The 16,550-nt window shown below is 63.8% G+C and carries 14 protein-coding genes; 9 read left to right on the top strand and 5 right to left on the bottom strand.

Going from position 1 to position 16,550, the window contains the following annotated elements; genetic code table 11:
* Window positions 1–20: 20 nt before the first annotated feature.
* Window positions 21–275: a DUF6723 family protein gene (locus NCR38_RS26430; protein WP_061116334.1), complete on the bottom strand. Its 255-nt coding sequence runs from the start codon at window positions 273–275 to the stop codon at window positions 21–23.
* A 103-nt stretch (window positions 276–378) separates the two neighbouring features.
* Between NCR38_RS26430 and NCR38_RS26425 the strand changes: the two genes are divergently transcribed.
* Window positions 379–768: a hypothetical protein gene (locus NCR38_RS26425; protein WP_143756270.1), complete on the top strand. Its 390-nt coding sequence runs from the start codon at window positions 379–381 to the stop codon at window positions 766–768.
* A 63-nt stretch (window positions 769–831) separates the two neighbouring features.
* Window positions 832–5,706, top strand: a complete 4,875-nt coding sequence (locus NCR38_RS26420; protein ID WP_061116332.1) for a response regulator — start codon at window positions 832–834, stop codon at window positions 5,704–5,706.
* A 100-nt stretch (window positions 5,707–5,806) separates the two neighbouring features.
* On the opposite strand, the gene NCR38_RS26415 is transcribed toward NCR38_RS26420, so the two are convergent.
* Entirely contained in the window at window positions 5,807–6,925 is a 1,119-nt protein-coding gene (locus NCR38_RS26415; RefSeq protein WP_061116522.1) for a 3-deoxy-7-phosphoheptulonate synthase, read from the bottom strand.
* A 166-nt stretch (window positions 6,926–7,091) separates the two neighbouring features.
* Here NCR38_RS26415 and NCR38_RS26410 point away from each other — a divergent pair, with 166 nt between their 5' ends.
* Together NCR38_RS26410 and NCR38_RS26405 are read left to right on the top strand one after the other, a co-directional pair.
* Window positions 7,092–7,766, top strand: coding sequence for an HAD family hydrolase (locus NCR38_RS26410; protein WP_250477808.1), 675 nt, complete (start codon window positions 7,092–7,094; stop codon window positions 7,764–7,766).
* Between the two features lie 13 nt (window positions 7,767–7,779).
* On the top strand, window positions 7,780–8,805 hold the full coding sequence (locus tag NCR38_RS26405; RefSeq protein ID WP_250477807.1) for an aldose epimerase family protein: 1,026 nt from the start codon (window positions 7,780–7,782) through the stop codon (window positions 8,803–8,805).
* 7 nt (window positions 8,806–8,812) lie between these two features.
* Here the strand turns inward: NCR38_RS26405 and NCR38_RS26400 are convergent, their stop codons facing one another.
* Both NCR38_RS26400 and NCR38_RS26395 read right to left on the bottom strand, forming a co-directional pair.
* A complete protein-coding gene (locus NCR38_RS26400; protein ID WP_061116329.1) occupies window positions 8,813–9,949 on the bottom strand; it encodes a porin in 1,137 nt (378 codons plus the stop codon).
* A 331-nt stretch (window positions 9,950–10,280) separates the two neighbouring features.
* A complete protein-coding gene (locus tag NCR38_RS26395) occupies window positions 10,281–11,177 on the bottom strand; it encodes a LysR family transcriptional regulator (protein ID WP_061116328.1) in 897 nt (298 codons plus the stop codon).
* A gap of 92 nt (window positions 11,178–11,269) precedes the next feature.
* Here NCR38_RS26395 and NCR38_RS26390 point away from each other — a divergent pair, with 92 nt between their 5' ends.
* The 5 genes from NCR38_RS26390 to NCR38_RS26370 all read left to right on the top strand — a co-directional run bounded on the left by NCR38_RS26390 (window position 11,270) and on the right by NCR38_RS26370 (window position 16,011).
* Window positions 11,270–12,085: an NAD(P)H-dependent oxidoreductase gene (locus NCR38_RS26390; RefSeq protein WP_061116327.1), complete on the top strand. Its 816-nt coding sequence runs from the start codon at window positions 11,270–11,272 to the stop codon at window positions 12,083–12,085.
* Between the two features lie 116 nt (window positions 12,086–12,201).
* Window positions 12,202–12,828, top strand: coding sequence for a glutathione S-transferase family protein (locus NCR38_RS26385; protein ID WP_061116326.1), 627 nt, complete (start codon window positions 12,202–12,204; stop codon window positions 12,826–12,828).
* A gap of 16 nt (window positions 12,829–12,844) precedes the next feature.
* Entirely contained in the window at window positions 12,845–13,480 is a 636-nt protein-coding gene (locus NCR38_RS26380; protein WP_061116325.1) for a glutathione S-transferase family protein, read from the top strand.
* A gap of 93 nt (window positions 13,481–13,573) precedes the next feature.
* Window positions 13,574–15,217 (top strand): acyl-CoA synthetase, encoded by a 1,644-nt coding sequence (locus NCR38_RS26375; RefSeq protein WP_250477806.1) that lies wholly within the window; start codon window positions 13,574–13,576, stop codon window positions 15,215–15,217.
* A gap of 14 nt (window positions 15,218–15,231) precedes the next feature.
* Entirely contained in the window at window positions 15,232–16,011 is a 780-nt protein-coding gene (locus NCR38_RS26370; protein ID WP_061116521.1) for an enoyl-CoA hydratase, read from the top strand.
* Between the two features lie 5 nt (window positions 16,012–16,016).
* Here the strand turns inward: NCR38_RS26370 and NCR38_RS26365 are convergent, their stop codons facing one another.
* Window positions 16,017–16,406 (bottom strand): DUF779 domain-containing protein, encoded by a 390-nt coding sequence (locus NCR38_RS26365; protein ID WP_061116323.1) that lies wholly within the window; start codon window positions 16,404–16,406, stop codon window positions 16,017–16,019.
* Between the last annotated feature and the right edge of the window lie 144 nt (window positions 16,407–16,550).

Below are 16,550 nucleotides of genomic sequence, written 5' to 3'. Positions count from 1 at the left end.
GACATTAGCAAGCGATGCGATCAGCGCTCCGGATTTGCGATATCCGCCGTGACGATACGTCTGCCGAGTTCTTCGGCGGCGCGCCGCGCATCCTCGCTGGATTCGAACGGGCCGATGGTCTCGCAGCCGTCGAAGGGATAGAGCACGCGCTTGTCCCGTTTGCGAACTACTTTGAGTGTGCCAATGTGCATGCCCGTCGCGTTGACCACATACGACGCGTAGATATCGAAGCCTTCGTAGATTCCGGCTTCGGAGTTGAGTGTGGTTCTAGGCATCGGTCTGGACATGTTCTCGAACGTCGTGGCAGCGTGAGTACGCAATGTGCTTGTGCTGCATCGGTTCAGCAAAAAGCGTTCCGAAGGCCCACGCGGCCCTGCCTTGCGCGCGCGTGCGGCCTTGCTGGAGATGGTGCCGACCATCCCGGTCGCATCGCTCGTCGCGAGCGGCGATGACGACATAGGCGTTCAGCAGGCCGGCGAATTGCTATCGGTGCCGGGCGCGCAATTCGTCGGGCGGATTCCGGAGGAAGTGCAATCGGTCGGCGTGGAGCATGCGGACGAGGCGCACGCGCTGCAGCGCTTTCTCGGGTCGACGCAGGCGCAGGACACGGTGCGCGCAACGGGCCTCGATTCGTCGCCGCGCCCTGAGCGCGTTTGCGGACGGGCCTCACACGCGCAGGGCCGACGCGAAGCGAAGCGTTTTCCGTGCGAGAATTCGAAATCGCCTGCGCGCCGTGCAAACGCGGCGCGCGGGCGATTCGAGCGTTAATTCGGGCATTGCCGCCACATGACGTCGCCGCATCGAGAGACCGGGCGAGGAGACCAAGCGTCGATGAAAGCTGACAATCTGATCGCGGATACGAGGATGGACGGTCTCGACCCGAGCTTCCTCCTGGGCGGCGGCGAAATGGGCGCGCTCATCCGTGCGCTCGACTGGACGCAAACGGCGCTCGGCGCGCCCGAGCACTGGCCGCAAAGTCTCAAGACGGCCATCCGCATCATGCTCACCTCCCGCCAGCCGATCTGGGTCGGCTGGGGCCCCGACCTGCTCTTCTTCTACAACGACGCGTACAAGTCGATCATCGGCGGCAAGCATCCGCAAGCACTCGGCCGGCCGACCTCGGTCGTGTGGCGCGAAATCTGGAACGAGATCGGTCCGCTGCTCGACACCGCGCTCGCGGGCGTCGAAGGCACGTACGTCGAACAGAAGCTCCTCATCATGGAGCGCAACGGCTTTCCGGAAGAAACGTATTACACGTTCTCCTACAGCCCGATTCCCGACGATCGCGGCGGCGCGGGCGGCATCATCTGCGCGAACAGCGACGACACGCAACGCGTGCTCGGCGAGCGCCAGTTGAACGTGCTGCGCGAGCTGGCGGCATCGGCGGCCGACGCGCGCACCTGGCGCGAAGCGTGCGAACGGTCGATGAGCGCGTTGCAGACGGCGTCGCGCGACATGCCTTTCGCGCTGCTCTATGCCGTCGAGCCGGGCGGCGATACGGCGACGCTCGTCAGCGCGTGCGGCATCGAGCCGGAGCATCGCGCCGCGCCCGCGGTCCTGCATGCCGCGCGCCAGAACCCGTGGCCCTTCCAGGACGTGCTGCGCGACAACGAGGCACGCATCGTCACGAACCTGGATCGCATCATCGATGCGCCTCTGCCCACCGGCGCATGGAGCGTCGCGCCGGCGAGCGCCGTGATCGTGCCCATCGCGCCTTCGGGCGAAACCGGTCCCGCGTGCGTGCTGATCGCCGCGCTCAATCCCTATCGGCTGTTCGACGATGGCTATCGCGCCTTCATGAATCTGGTCGCGAGCCAGATCGGCGCGGCGATCGGCTACGCGCACGCCTACGACGAAGAGCGCCGGCGCGCCGAAGCACTCGCCGAAATCGACCGCGCGAAGACCACGTTCTTCTCCAATATCAGCCACGAGTTCAGGACGCCGCTCACGCTGATGCTCGGCCCGCTCGAAGAACTGCTCACGAGCCCCGACCGCGTGAGCCGGGAAGACATGCGCGTCGTCGAGGTCATGCATCGCAATGGCTTGCGGCTCCTGAAGCTCGTCAACGCACTGCTCGACTTCTCGCGCATCGAGGCCGGGCGCATCGAGATTCATCGCCAGCCGACAGACATCGCCGTGTTCACCGCCGAGCTCGCCTCGCTCTTTCGCTCGGCGATCGAATCGGCCGGCCTGCGCCTCGAGATCGACATCGGATCGACGCCCGTGATCGCGAACATCGACCGCGACATGTGGGAAAAGATCGTGATGAACCTGCTGTCGAACGCGTTCAAGTTCACGTTCGACGGCTTCATCCGGATTTCGCTGCACGCGAACGCGGAGCACGGCATCGAACTGAGCGTGCGCGATACCGGCATCGGCATTCCGGAACAGGAGCTCGCGCGCGTGTTCGAGCGCTTTCATCGCGTCGCGGGTGCGGCGGGCCGTTCGATGGAAGGCAGCGGCATCGGTCTCGCGATGGTGCAGGAGCTCGTCAAGCTGCATGGCGGCACGATCCGCGTGGACAGCACGTCCGGCCACGGCGCGTGCTTCACCGTGACCTTGCCCGCCCCGCTCGAGCCCGCGCTCGACGCGCCCGGCGCGCCGCATGCCGAGGCGAGCAATCGCGCCCGGTCGTATGTCGATGCCGCCATGCGCTGGATGCCTGACGCGGATGAGCAGCCGGTCGCCGAGAGCGAGGAAGACACGCCGCTCGGCGCGACGGCAACCGCCGAGCCGACGCCCGCGGACGCGCTGCCGGGCCGCGTGCTCATAGTCGACGACAACGCCGACCTGCGCGACTACATGCGCCGCATGCTGAGCGCGGCAGGCCACGACGTGAGCGTCGCCGCCGATGGCGAGGCCGCGCTCGCGATGGCGCGTTCCGTGCGTCCCGAGGTGATCGTCTCCGACGTGATGATGCCGCGCCTCGACGGCTTCGCGCTCCTGCAGGCGGTGCGCGAGGACGAGGCGCTGCGCGACACGCCGGTCGTGCTGCTGTCGGCGCGCGCGGGCGAGGAGGCGCGCGTTGGCGGCCTCGAAGCGGGCGCGGACGACTATCTGACCAAGCCCTTCCCCGCGCGCGAACTGGTCGCGCGCGTGTCGAGCAATCTGCGCCTCGCGCGATTGCGTCGCGCGACCGAGCAGAAGCTGCGTGACGAATCGCGCACGCTGGAGATCCTCAACCGCGTCGGCACGGCGGTCGCGGGGGAGCTCGAGCTGAGCCGCGCGGTGCAGATCGTCGTCGATGCCGCGACCGAGCTGACGGGCGCCGCCTTCGGCTCGTTCTTCTACAACGTGCTCGACGACAAGGGCGCACGCTATACCCTTTACGCGCTGTCGGGCGTGCCCAAGGACACGTTCGACCGGTTCCCGATGCCGCGCAACACCGCCGTGTTCGGTCCGACCTTTGCGGGCGAAGGCATCGTGCGCTCGGACGACATCACGAAAGATCCACGCTACGGCCACAACGCGCCGCATCACGGCATGCCCAAAGGCCATCTCGCCGTGTGCAGCTATCTCGCCGCGCCGGTCATCTCGCGCACGGGCGAAGTGCTCGGCGGGCTCTTCTTCGGACATCCTGAGCCGGGCGTATTCACGGAGCGCGCTGAGCGGATTCTCACAGGCATCGCATCGCAGGCGGCGATCGCCATCGACAATGCGCGTCTCTATCAGGCGGCGCAGGACGAGATCGCGGAACGCACGAAGGCGCAGGCGGCGCTGCGCGATCTGAACGAGACGCTGGAGCGCCGTGTGGCCGATGCCGTCGCCGACCGCGACCGCCTGTGGGAACTGAGCGAGGACCTGTTCTTCGTCGCGAGCTTCGAGGGCGCGCTGCTGCGCGTGAGTCCTTCATGGACGACGGTGCTCGGCTTCGATTCGCATCGCCTGCATTCGCACACGGTGATGGACCTCGTGCATCCGGACGACGTTCACGCGGCCACCGCCGAACTCGGCAGCCTGCGTGCGAACGGCGTGCCGGTGCGCTACGAATGCCGGCTGAGCCGCTCGGATGGCGGCTGGCGCTGGATCGCGTGGACGGTATCGCTCGACCCGCGCACGCGGCGCATTCACGGCGTGGGCCGCGACGTCACGGCGGATCGCGAAACCGCCGAGGCGCTGCGTCAGGCCGAGGAAGCGCTGCGCATGGCGCAGAAAATGGAAGCGATCGGCAAGCTGACGGGCGGCGTCGCGCACGACTTCAACAATCTGCTGCAAGTGATCGGCGGCAATCTGCAATTGCTCGCGAAGGACGTCGCCGGCGAGGACAAGCCGGAGCAGCGCGTGAGGAACGCGCTCGCGGGCGTCGCGCGCGGCGCGAATCTCGCATCGCAGCTACTCGCATTCGGCAGACGGCAGCCGCTCGCGCCGAAGGTCGTGAATCTGGGCCGCTTCGTGCGCGGCCTCGACGACATGTTCCGGCGCGCACTCGGCGATGGCATCGAAATCGAGACCATCGTGTCGGGCGGTTTGTGGAATACGCTCGTCGATCCGTTTCAGGTCGAGAACGCACTGCTCAATCTCGCGATCAACGCGCGCGATGCGATGAACGGTCACGGAAAGCTCACGATCGAAGCGGGCAATGCATCGCTCGACGAAGCCTACGCAATGCGCCACGCCGAGGTGTCGCCCGGCCAGTATGTGATGGTCGCCGTGACGGACACGGGCTCGGGGATGTCGCCCGAAGTGCAGGAACGCGCGTTCGAGCCGTTCTTCACGACCAAGCGCGAGGGTCAGGGCACGGGTCTCGGGCTGTCGATGGTGTACGGCTTCGTCAAGCAATCCGGCGGGCACGTGAAGGTGTACAGCGAGGAAGGACACGGCACGACGGTGCGCATCTATCTGCCGCGCGCGCGTGAGGAAGAAGACCTTGAAGCCAATATCGACGCCGGTCCGGCCAAAGGCGGCAGTGAAACGATTCTCGTGGTCGAGGACGATGAAGAAGTGCGCGCGACCGTCGTCGAGATGCTCGCGGATCTCGGGTATCGCGTGTTGCGGTCGAAGGATGCGCAGAGCGCGCTTGCGATCGTCGAGAGCGGCGTGCGTATCGATCTGCTCTTCACCGATGTCGTCATGCCGGGGCCGTTGCGCAGCACGGAGCTTGCGCGCAAGGCGCGCGAACGCGTGCCGGGCATCGCGGTGCTGTTCACGTCGGGCTATACGGATAATGCGATCGTTCACGCGGGGCGGCTCGATGAGGGCATCGATCTGTTGAGCAAGCCTTATACGCATGAAGCTTTGGCGCGCAAGGTGCGGCATGTGCTCGGCCAAGCCGGGCACACCTCGGCGGCCGCGGTGGCGGACATCGACACGGGTGTGCCGCGTAACGCCCCGGACGATGCGCTGTCGCGCATGCGCGTGCTGTTCGTCGAAGACAACGAACTGGTGCGCACGAGCACCGCTGAGATGTTGCGCACGTTCGGACTGGATCTGATCGATGCGGGCAGCGTTGACGAGGCGCTCGCTTTGTTGCGCGAGCATCGCTTCGAATTGCTGCTGACGGATGTGGATCTTGCGGGGCAATCCGGCGTGGAGCTGGCGATCGCCGCGTGTCGCGGTGCGCCGCAGCTAGGCGTCGTATTCGTGACCGGCTACGATCTCGCGCTCAGCGACGACGAGCGCCGCGCCTTGCCGAGGTCCGTTCAGGTGCGCAAGCCTTTCGACCCGCTGGCGTTGATCAATGCGTTGAATGCGGCCGTGGCGAGGTAAGCGATTGCCCCTGCGACGCATCGCCTGAGGGACATGAGCGTCTTGCTTGAATGAAGCCTGTGTGCTTCGCTCATGTCCCTTTCTTCCGCGCAGCGCCGAATCAGCCCGCGCGGCGTTTTCTCACGGCTTGCGCAAGCAGTTCGAGCACCGGCTCGCTCTGCGTCCAGCCGAGGCACGCGTCGGTGATCGACACGCCGTGCTTGAGCGGCACGCCCGGCTCGAGATCCTGACGGCCCTCTTCCAGATGACTCTCGATCATCACGCCGGTGATGCGCCGCTCGCCCGCTTCCAGTTGCCGCGCGATGTCCTGCGCGACATCCACCTGGCGCAGATGCGACTTGTTCGAGTTGGCGTGCGAACAATCGATCATCACCTGCTCGCGCTGGCCGAGCTTCGTCAATGCGCCGCACGCCGCCGCAACGCTTTGCGCGTCATAGTTCGGCCCCTTCTTGCCGCCGCGCAGAATGACATGGCAGTCGTCGTTGCCGCGCGTCTCGAAGATCGCGGCCATGCCCATCTTCGTCATGCCCATGAACGCGTGGCTCGCGCGTGCCGCGACGATCGCGTCCGCCGCGACCTGCACGCCGCCGTCGGTGCCGTTCTTGAAGCCGATCGGGCACGAGAGACCCGATGCAAGCTGACGATGGCTCTGGCTCTCGGTCGTGCGCGCGCCGATCGCGCCCCACGCGATCAGATCGGCGATGTATTGCGGGCTCAGCAGATCGAGAAACTCGGTTGCGGTCGGAAGCCCCAGGCCGCTGATGTCGAGCAGCAGTTCGCGCGCGCGACGCAGGCCTTCGTTGATGCGGAAGCTGCCGTCCAGACGCGGATCGTTGATATAGCCCTTCCAGCCTACCGTGGTGCGCGGCTTTTCGAAGTACACGCGCATCACGATGAAGAGATCGTCGCGCAGCCGGTCCGCGACCTGCTTCAGGCGCTGCGCGTATTCCATCGCCTGATCGTGATCGTGGATGGAGCACGGGCCGACGACCACGACGAGGCGGTCATCGCGGCCATGCAATATGTTCGCGATGGCCGCGCGGCTTTCCTCCACGAGCGTCTGCACGCCGGGCGTCACAGGCAGTTCGTCGAGCAGCAAGGCCGGCGAGATCAGCGGACGCACGGCGCCGATGCGCGTATCGTCGATGCGGGTCGTGTCTTGCGTGGAGTCGGCCACGCCTGCCTCCTGATCGCGGGAGGGATTGTCGATGCGGGTCAAGATAGGCTCCGTCATGCGTGATTGATGCAAAATTCAGGGATCTATGCGTGTTTTCCGCGAGGTAACCCGGGCGCGGCGCAAACATCCATTATCGCACCTGCGGCAGCCCGCTCGCCCGATCGTGCGTATGATGAAGACGCCACGACACAATCAAAGGGAGTAGATCATGCGCATCGAAACGTCATTCCTGTTCGACCTCGACGGCACGCTCGTCGATAGCGTCTATCAGCACGTGCTCGCGTGGAAGGAAGCGCTCGACGCGGAAGGCATCGAATTGTCCGTGTGGCGCATTCATCGCAAGATCGGCATGAGCGGCGGGCTCTTCAGGAATCAGTTGTTGCGCGAGACGCATGGCGAGATCAGCGCGGATCGCGTCGAGCGGCTGCGTCAATTGCATGCAGAAGCCTACAAGCGGCTGCGCGTGCAGGTATGCCCGCTGCCGGGGGCGCGCGAACTGCTCGAAGCGCTCACGCAGGCAGGGACGAAATGGGCCATCGCGACGAGCGGACGCATGGAGACCGCACAGGTCAATCTCGAAGCATTGGGCGTCGATCCTTCGAAGCAAGTGGTCATCACCCGTGACATGGTGAAGTACGCGAAGCCCGATCCCGACCTCTTCCTTGCCGCTGCCGCGCGCCTGAACGTGCCGATCGAGCATACGGTCGTCGTCGGCGACAGCATCTGGGACATGCTGGCCGCGCGCCGATGCCGCTCGCTCGGCGTCGGCCTGCTCTCGGGCGGTTATGGCAGCGACGAACTGGAGCGCTCGGGCGCCTTGCGCGTGTACGAAGATCCTGCGGATCTGCTGCTGCATCTCGATGAAGTCGCGGCGCGTCCGTGAGATGATCGCGCGCATGACCTCCTCTTCTCTCATCGATATTCGTCCCTGGGACGACGCGCATCTCTACACGTTACGCAATGCATCCGGCATGCGCGTCGAGATCAGCGATCTGGGCGCGACGCTCGTCTCATGGCTCGCGCCCGACCGTGAAGGACATTTCGCCGATGTGCTGCTCGGTCACGACACGCCCGCCGACTATCTGAACGGCAGCGCGTTCATGGGCGCGATCATCGGGCGCTGGGCCAACCGCATCCGCGATGGGCGCTTCCTGCTCGACGGCCTTGCGTATCAGGTCGAGCGCAATGAAAGCGCCAATCATCTGCATGGCGGCTCGGCGGGTTTTCATCGGCAGATGTGGCGCGTGGACGTGGCCGATGACGCGCTCGTCATGACGCTGCATTCGCCTTCGGGCGCGGCGGGCTTTCCCGGCAATCTCGATGTGACCGTGCGTTATGCACTGAACGACGCGGGCATGCTATCGATCGATTACGAAGCGCGCACCGATGCGCCGACGCCCGTCAGCCTCACGAACCATGCGTACTTCAATCTGGGCAATGACGCGAGCATTCGCGATCATGAAATATCGATTGCATCGGATACGTTTCTCGCGATCGATGCGAAGTCGATTCCCGTTGCACTCGAAGCGGTAACGAACAGCGTGTTCGATTTGCGCGAGCCTGCATCGATCGGGACGCGTCTCGATGCATCTCATCCGCAACTCGCGCTCGCGGGCGGCTTCGACCATTGCTATGTATTCGACGGCAACGCAAACGAACCGCGCACGGTCGCCGTGCTGTTCGACCCGTCGAGCGGACGCGAGCTGAGCGTCGCAACGGATGCGCGCGGCTTGCAGTTCTACTCGGGGAATTATCTGGAAGGCGTGCCCGCTCGCGATGGTTCGCGCTATCGCAAGCATGCTGGGCTGTGTCTCGAAGCGGGTGGCTTTCCCGACGAGATCAACATGGACGGCGAGCGCGCCGTCCTGCGTCCCGGCGCGGTGTATCGTCAGCGCACGCGCTATACGTTGCGCGTGCGCTGACCGGCAATCAGAAGAGGTTGCGCAAGCCGATCGACACGCCGGTCTGATTCGAGCGGCCCGGCAATTCGACATCGGCCGCGCCCGTCACCTTGTTGAAGTCGATGGTGCCATACACTTCGGTGCGCTTCGACAGCGCATACTCCGCCAGCGCCACACCTGTGTAGCGATTGCCGCTGCCCGTCGCGCCGCCGCCGATGGCCGCGTTCTTCATGTGGTCGTAGTAGAACGCGCCCGTGAGCAACAGCGCCGGCGTGACCTGATACGTGATGCCCGCGAACGGACCGTCGTCGCGGCGGCCCGAGCCCTTCAGAATATCCGTGCCCGACGCGAGGCCGCGCTGCTGCAGGATGCTGTCGACAAAGCCGGTGTCGTCGGTCGAATGCAGATAGCCGACATAGAGCTTCGCCGCGCCGACCGTATAGACCGCGTTCGCGTTCCAGATCTTCTGCTTGTTCGATGAGTTGTCGCTGTTCTGCTGATAGCCGCCGCCGATGGACAGCGGACCCATCGCATACGACGCCGTGAAGCCGTACATGTTGCCCGCGCCCATATGGCCCGGCACCTGACCCGAGAAGCCGCCGGCGCCGGTCGATGTGTAGTTCGTGCCGAACGAGTACATCGCGCCGAGCGTCAGGCCCGCGAACGTGCCGTTGTACTTCACCGCGTTATCCGCATAGAGTCCCGCGCCGAGTGCAACCGGCAGCCATGCGTTCTCGAAGTAATTGCCGACGGTGAGCGGATCGTAAGTGTCGCCGAGCATATCGAAGAGCGGCGTCTTCTGACGGCCGAGCGTCAGCGTGCCATAGCCGCTCGAAAGACCGACATAGGCCGCGCGGTTGAATGCGCGCGCGCTGTCGGCGTACTGGCCGTTCTCCAGTTCCACACCGCTTTCCAGCCGGAAGATCGCCTTCAGGCCGCCCCCGAGATCTTCCTCGCCCTTCAGACCGAAACGGCTGTTGGTGATGGCGCCGTTCGTCATGAACACCTTGCCGTCGTTGTTGGCGTTGGCGTTCGTGAGATAACGCACGCTGACGTCGGCGACCCCATAGAGCGTGACCGAGCTTTGCGCGAATGCGGATTGACAGGCGAGCGCGATGACCGATGCCCCCATACCTGCGATGGCACGCGATGTGATTGTCTTCATGATGTGTTGTGAGCGTCTATTTATTAGCGATTTTTGATCGACTTCCATGCGTCGCCTTTCAGTTCACTGTCTGAACGAAAGCAGCGTCGCGTGACGCATGAAAGCACGCGGATTTTTAACACATCAATTGTCGCGATGCGTGGCTTCGTGCAATACGTGTGGTGTTTTATGCAACAGGCGCAAGTGTTTAGCTTCGCAAGACGCGCTTCACACTTTCGCCTGCATGGGCTCGGACGGCACCGCTTCGAGGAGCACTCGCGTTACATGCGCTGAATCAGTAATACCGATAGAGACGGTCATGCGAAAACGTCATCAATGATCCGCGATGCTTTCAGACAGCTTGCGCGATGAACTCGCGCAGCCACCGATGCGCCGGATCGCGATGCACGCGTTCGTGCCAGTACATCGACATCTCGTAGCCGGGAATATCGACGGGCGGCGCGACGATGCGCAACTCGGGCCAGTGCTTCGCGAGCCTGAGCGGTTGCATCGAAACGAGATCGGTCGTCGCAAGCACGGAACGTACGAACAGGAAGTGCGGCACGGACAGCGCCACATGCCGCTTCATGCCGAGCGTCGCGAGCGCGGCATCCGTGGGACCGGAGAACCCGCCGCCATCGGGCGACACGATCACGTGGTCGAGCGCGCAGAACTGCGCGAGCGTCGGCCGCCGTTTCAATCGCGGATGATCCTTGCGCCCCACGAGCACATAGCTTTCCGTGAAGAGCGCCTGCTGGTGAAAGCCGGCGGTCTCAGGCGATGCAATGTGAAACGCAAGGTCGATCTCGCCGTTCTCCGCCTGCTTCGCGAGCCGCGGCGGCATGATTTCGAGCACCGCGATGCGCGTACGCGGCGCGGCCGCGCGCAAGCCGCTCAACGCAGGCAGAAGCACGGTCGATTCAGTGTAGTCGGTGGCGGCGATGCGCCATGTTTTGTCGGCGGACGCGGGGTCGAATGCGGCTTGCGGCGACACCGCGCGTTCGAGCGACGCCAGCGCTTCGCGCAACGGCTCGCGCAGGCTTTCGGCGCGCGCCGTCGGCCGCATGCCCCGTGGTCCGGGCAACAACAAGGGATCGTCGAAGATATCGCGCAGCTTGGCGAGATGCACGCTCACGGACGGCTGCGAAAAATGAAGTCGCTCGGCTGCACGCGTGACGTTCTGCTCGGCGAGCAGGACATCGAGCGTGACGAGCAGATTGAGATCGAGTCTTCTCAAGATATTATTCATGGCAATGCCTGCAATGTCGGATATTCATTTCCAATATACCCGCTCGGTCTTTAAGCTGGCCTCCATGTCTGTATCGAACTGGAGAATGCCTTATGAATGTGCTGATCGTGTATGCCCATCCGGAACGCCGCTCGCTGAACGGCGCCATCAATGATTTCACCGTCGAAGGCCTGCGGGCCAATGGCCACGACGTGCAAGTTTCCGACCTGTACGCGATGAACTGGAAAGCCGCGCTCGACGCCAACGACATCCGCGAACGCAACCGCGACGCGCCGTTCCATGCGAGCCTCGATTCGAAGCATGCGTTCGAGAACGGTTTGCAAAGCCGCGATATCGAGATCGAGCAGGACAAGCTGCGCTGGGCCGATGCCCTGATCCTGCAATTCCCGATGTGGTGGTTCTCGATGCCCGCGATCATGAAGGGCTGGGTCGAGCGCGTGTATGCGTATGGCTTCGGCTATGGGGTGGGCGAGCACTCGGACACGCACTGGGGCGATCGCTACGGCGAAGGCATGATGGCGGGCAAGCGCGCGATGATCGTCGTCACGACTGGCGGCTGGGAGTCGCATTACGGTCCGCGCGGCATCAACGGTCCGATCGAGGATATCCTGTTTCCGATCCAGCATGGCGTGCTGTTTTATCCCGGATTCGACGTGCTGCCGCCTTTTGTCGTCTATCACACGAGTACGATGGACGGCGCGCGTCTGGATGCAACTTTCCATAAGTTGGGCCAGCGTCTCGACCGGCTCTTTGACGACACGCCCATCGCGTTTCGCAAGCAGAATCACGGCGATTACGCGATTCCCCGCCTCACGCTGCGCGACGAACTCGCCGCGGGACAGAGCGGATTCGGGGCGCACATCGACTCAGGCGGCACGCGCGAAACACGGCTAATAGAAGGTCGATAGGTATTCGCCGGATGCCATTGCGTCCAACGCATAAGCATTTTTTAGCGAAAGTCCCCGACTCACTCTAAGATTGATCCTTCGACGCGCAACGCGACACCAACGGAGGATGACATCGAATGCTGACGATCTGGGGCAGAGCCAACTCGGTCAATGTGCAGAAAGTGCTGTGGTGCTGCGATGAAGTGGGCCTTGCGTACGAGCGAATCGACGCCGGCCTGCAATTCGGGCGCAACAACGAACCCGGCTATCTCGAGATGAACCCGATGGGCCGCGTGCCCACGCTGGTCGATGGCGATTTCGTGCTGTGGGAATCGAATTCGATCATCCGTTATCTCGCGATGCAGTACGGCGCGGCCAGCACGCTCTACCCCGCCGAGCCGAAGGTCCGGGCAAGCGCTGACCGCTGGCTCGACTGGGCACTCTCCACGCTGCAACCGGCCGAACGCCCTCTTTTCTGGGGCTATATCCGCACGAGCGCGGCGGATCGCGACGTCGGGCAACTCGCCGCCGCTGCGAACGAAGTTGAAAAGCTCTGGCGCCTCGTCGATGCGCATCTGAAAGGCCGCGACTATCTCGAAGGCAACACGTTCACCCTCGCCGATCTCGTCATTGCCGCCTATGCGCGCCGCTGGTTCGGCATCGCCGAGCTCGTGCGGCCCGCGCTCCCCGAGCTCGAACGCTGGTATATAGGCATTACCCAACGCGCGGGTTTTCAGCGTTATGTGTCGCCTGAATTGACCTGAACCGGGACGCATCGCCATGACAATCGAACTGCATACGTGGAACACGCCCAACGGACGCAAGATCAGCGTCGCGCTGGAGGAAATGCAACTGCCCTACACCGTGAAGACAGTGAACATCACGAAGGGCGAGCAGCATGCACCCGACTTTCTGCGCATCAGCCCGAACAACCGCATTCCGGCGATTGTCGATCCGGACGGCCCCGACGGCCAGCCGATCAGCATCTTCGAATCCGGCGCGATCCTGCTCTATCTCGGTGAGAAGACCGGCAAGTTCCTGCCCGCGAGCCTGCGCGAGCGCGTGCCCGTGCTCGAATGGCTGATGTGGCAGATGGGCGGCTTCGGCCCGATGCCGGGACAGGTGCATCACTTCCGCATGGTCGAGGCGGAATGCGATCGGCGCTATGCGCTGAAGCGCTATTCCGATGAAACGCGCCGTCTGTATGGCGTGCTCGACAAGCGTCTCGCGCAGGTGGAATACGTGGCGGGCGTATTATCAGTTGCCGATTTCGCGATTCTCGGCTGGGCGTGGCGGCATGAACGTCATCAGGTCTCGCTCGACGATTACCCCAGCGTCAAGCGCTGGTATGAAGCGCTGTTTGCGCGCCCGGGCGTCAAACGCGGCTTCGAGGTGAAGCTCGACGATCTCGTCTGACGGAACCGGATCGCAGCGCCAGCGTCAGTCGTGTGTAAGGCTCGCGGGCATAATCGAAGAAAGCGCATCGAAAAGCGCGCACAGGAGACGACGATGACAGCCGGCATGTACGACGATGGCCTTCCCAAGACGGCCGCCAATTTCGCGGCGCTGACGCCGCTCATGTTCATCGAGCGCGCGGCATCCGTGTATCCGACGCGCCCCGCGATCGTGCACGGCGAGGTGCGGCGCAACTGGGCCGATACCTACGCGCGTACGCGGCGGCTCGCGTCGGCGCTCGCGGCGCGTGGCATCGGTCCCGGCGATACCGTCGCCGCGATGCTGCCGAACACGCCCGAAATGGTCGAAGCGCACTTCGGCGTGCCGATGACGGGCGCCGTGCTCAACACGCTCAACACGCGGCTCGACGCCGCCACGCTCGCCTTCATGCTCGCGCATGGCGAAGCGAAAGCCGTGATCGTCGATCGCGAGTTCGCCGACGTCATGCTCCAAGCCTTGAAAGACGTGCCGCAAGACGTGCTCGTCATCGATGTCGACGATTCGCAGTACACGGGCGAGGGGGAGCGCATCGGCGAAATCGAGTATGAAGCGTTGCTCGCGAGCGGCGATCCGGCATACGAATGGTCGCCGCCATCGGACGAATGGAACGCCATCTGTCTGAACTACACGTCGGGGACGACGGGCAATCCGAAGGGCGTCGTCTATCACCATCGCGGCGCGTACACGAATGCGGTCAGCAATATCCTCGAATGGGACATGCCGAAGCATGCCGTGTACTTGTGGACACTGCCGATGTTCCATTGCAACGGCTGGTGCTTCCCGTGGACCGTGGCCGCCCGCGCGGGCGTGAACGTGTGCCTGCGCCGCGTCGATGCGAAGGCCATCTTCGATCTCATTCGCAACGAAGGCGTCACACATTACTGCGGTGCGCCGATCGTGCAGAACCTGCTCGTCAACGCACCCGACGAGATGAAAGCCGGCATCGAGCAGAAGGTTCACGCGATGGTCGCGGGCGCCGCGCCGCCCGCCGCGATGATCGAAGGCATGGAGCGCATGGGCTTCGAGCTGACTCACGTCTACGGCCTCACCGAGGTCTATGGACCGGCCACGGTCTGTCCGCAGCAGGCCGAATGGAGCGCGCTCGATATCGGCGAACGCGCGCGGCTCAATGCGCGGCAAGGCGTGCGCTATCACCTGCAGGATGCCGTGACCGTGCGCGATCCGCTTTCGATGGAACTCGTGCCTTCGGACGGCGAGACGATCGGCGAGATCATGTTTCGCGGCAACATCGCGATGAAGGGCTATCTGAAGAACCCTGCTGCGACCGAAGAAGCGTTTCGCGGCGGCTGGTTCCATACAGGCGATCTCGCGGTGGCCTATCCCGATGGCTACGTGCGCATCAAGGATCGCAGCAAGGACATCATCATCTCGGGCGGCGAGAACATATCGAGCATCGAAGTGGAGGATGTGCTGTACCGGCATCCTGCCGTGCTTGCCGTGGCGGTCGTCGCGAAACCCGATACGCGCTGGGGCGAAACGCCATGCGCGTTCGTCGAGCTGAAGTCCGGTGCGCAAGTCAGTGCGGAGGATTTGATCGCGCATTGCAAAAAGCATCTCGCGGGCTTCAAGGTGCCACGCGCGATCGAGTTCTGCGAGTTGCCGAAAACGTCCACCGGCAAGATTCAGAAGTTCGAACTGCGCAAGCGCGCGGGCTCGGTCGCCGCGATCGACGTTTGAAGGAGAGCATGAGCATGAGCGAACTCGTTCTGATCGAACGCGATGCGTATGACACCAACGGCGTCGTCAAACTCACACTGAATCGGCCCGATGCGTTCAACGCATTATCGGAAGCCATGCTCGAAGCGCTCGAACAAGGGCTGAAGGAGATCGCCGGATCGGATGCGCGTGTCGTCGTGCTCGCGGGCGCGGGACGCGCGTTCTGCGCAGGCCACGATCTGAAAGAGATGCGCGCTGAACCCGCGCTCGACTACTATCGCGAGCTTTTCGCGCGCTGCTCGCGCATGATGCTGACGATCCAGCGCATGCCGCAACCGGTGATCGCGCGCGTGCATGGCATTGCCACCGCGGCGGGCTGCCAACTGGTCGCAATGTGCGATCTCGCGGTGGCATCGAGCGACGCGCGTTTCGCCGTGTCGGGCGTGAATCTCGGGCTTTTCTGCGCGACGCCGGGCGTGCCGCTGTCGCGCAACGTATCGCGCAAGGCCGCGTTCGAGATGCTTTTTACCGGCGAGTTCATCGATGCAGCCACCGCGCGCGAACGCGGCCTCGTGAATCGCGTCGCGTCGCCAGTCGAACTCGACGATGCCGTTCGCACGCTTGCCGCGACCATCGCCGCCAAGCCGCGCGAAGCAGTAGCGGCGGGCAAGGGTTTGTTCTATCGGCAACTCGAAACCGGCATCGAAGCTGCATACGCACTCGCATCGGAAACGATGGCCTGCAACATGATGCAGGACGCCACGCTCGAAGGAACGCAGGCGTTCATCGAGAAGCGTCCGCCGCGATGGGACTGAATCGCTTAGCTCACGTGCTCGACCGGATGTTTTTCGAGCCACGCGTTCTGTTCATCGCTATATAAGCGCGAGCGCGTGAGAAAGCGCAAACCTGACGGACGCTCCAGCGAAAACATGCCGCCGTTGCCCGGCACGGCATCGATGATGAGCTGCGTGTGCTGCCAGTACTCGTACTGAGATTCGGTCATGTAGAACGGCACGCCGCCGATCGCGCCGAGCTTGACGTCCGAGCCGCCCACCATGAATTCGCTGACCGGAAAGCACATCGGGGCGCTGCCGTCGCAGCATCCGCCGGATTGATGGAACAGCACCTCGCCGTGCTCGGCCTTCAGCTTTTCGATCAAGTCGATCGCGGCGGGCGTCGCGGTCACGCGCTGCACTTCCTGTTCGCTCATGATGTCCCCGTTGTTCGAGCCGGCCGCCGTCGCAAAGGACGGCGGCCCCCCCCGCGTTAGAATAATCCCACCGGCTTTTCGCTGTATCTTACGAGCATTTTATTAGTCTGCTGATATTGTAATAGCATCATAATTTTTTTAACA

Source organism: Caballeronia sp. INML1 (assembly GCF_023631085.1).
In the GTDB taxonomy this organism is placed as follows: domain Bacteria; phylum Pseudomonadota; class Gammaproteobacteria; order Burkholderiales; family Burkholderiaceae; genus Caballeronia; species Caballeronia turbans.
This window is presented reverse-complemented; position numbering and strand designations above follow the sequence as displayed.

Excerpts from the sequence above, each read along its gene's own strand:
- NCR38_RS26395 (WP_061116328.1), bottom strand. The coding sequence starts at position 11,177 with ATGAATAATATCTTGAGAAGACTCGATCTCAATCTGCTCGTCACGCTC.
- NCR38_RS26400 (WP_061116329.1), bottom strand. The coding sequence starts at position 9,949 with ATGAAGACAATCACATCGCGTGCCATCGCAGGTATGGGGGCATCGGTC.
- NCR38_RS26410 (WP_250477808.1), top strand. The coding sequence starts at position 7,092 with ATGCGCATCGAAACGTCATTCCTGTTCGACCTCGACGGCACGCTCGTC.
- NCR38_RS26420 (WP_061116332.1), top strand. The coding sequence starts at position 832 with ATGAAAGCTGACAATCTGATCGCGGATACGAGGATGGACGGTCTCGAC.
- NCR38_RS26365 (WP_061116323.1), bottom strand. The coding sequence starts at position 16,406 with ATGAGCGAACAGGAAGTGCAGCGCGTGACCGCGACGCCCGCCGCGATC.
- NCR38_RS26375 (WP_250477806.1), top strand. The coding sequence starts at position 13,574 with ATGACAGCCGGCATGTACGACGATGGCCTTCCCAAGACGGCCGCCAAT.
- NCR38_RS26390 (WP_061116327.1), top strand. The coding sequence starts at position 11,270 with ATGAATGTGCTGATCGTGTATGCCCATCCGGAACGCCGCTCGCTGAAC.
- NCR38_RS26405 (WP_250477807.1), top strand. The coding sequence starts at position 7,780 with ATGACCTCCTCTTCTCTCATCGATATTCGTCCCTGGGACGACGCGCAT.
- NCR38_RS26430 (WP_061116334.1), bottom strand. The coding sequence starts at position 275 with ATGCCTAGAACCACACTCAACTCCGAAGCCGGAATCTACGAAGGCTTC.
- NCR38_RS26370 (WP_061116521.1), top strand. The coding sequence starts at position 15,232 with ATGAGCGAACTCGTTCTGATCGAACGCGATGCGTATGACACCAACGGC.
- NCR38_RS26385 (WP_061116326.1), top strand. The coding sequence starts at position 12,202 with ATGCTGACGATCTGGGGCAGAGCCAACTCGGTCAATGTGCAGAAAGTG.
- NCR38_RS26380 (WP_061116325.1), top strand. The coding sequence starts at position 12,845 with ATGACAATCGAACTGCATACGTGGAACACGCCCAACGGACGCAAGATC.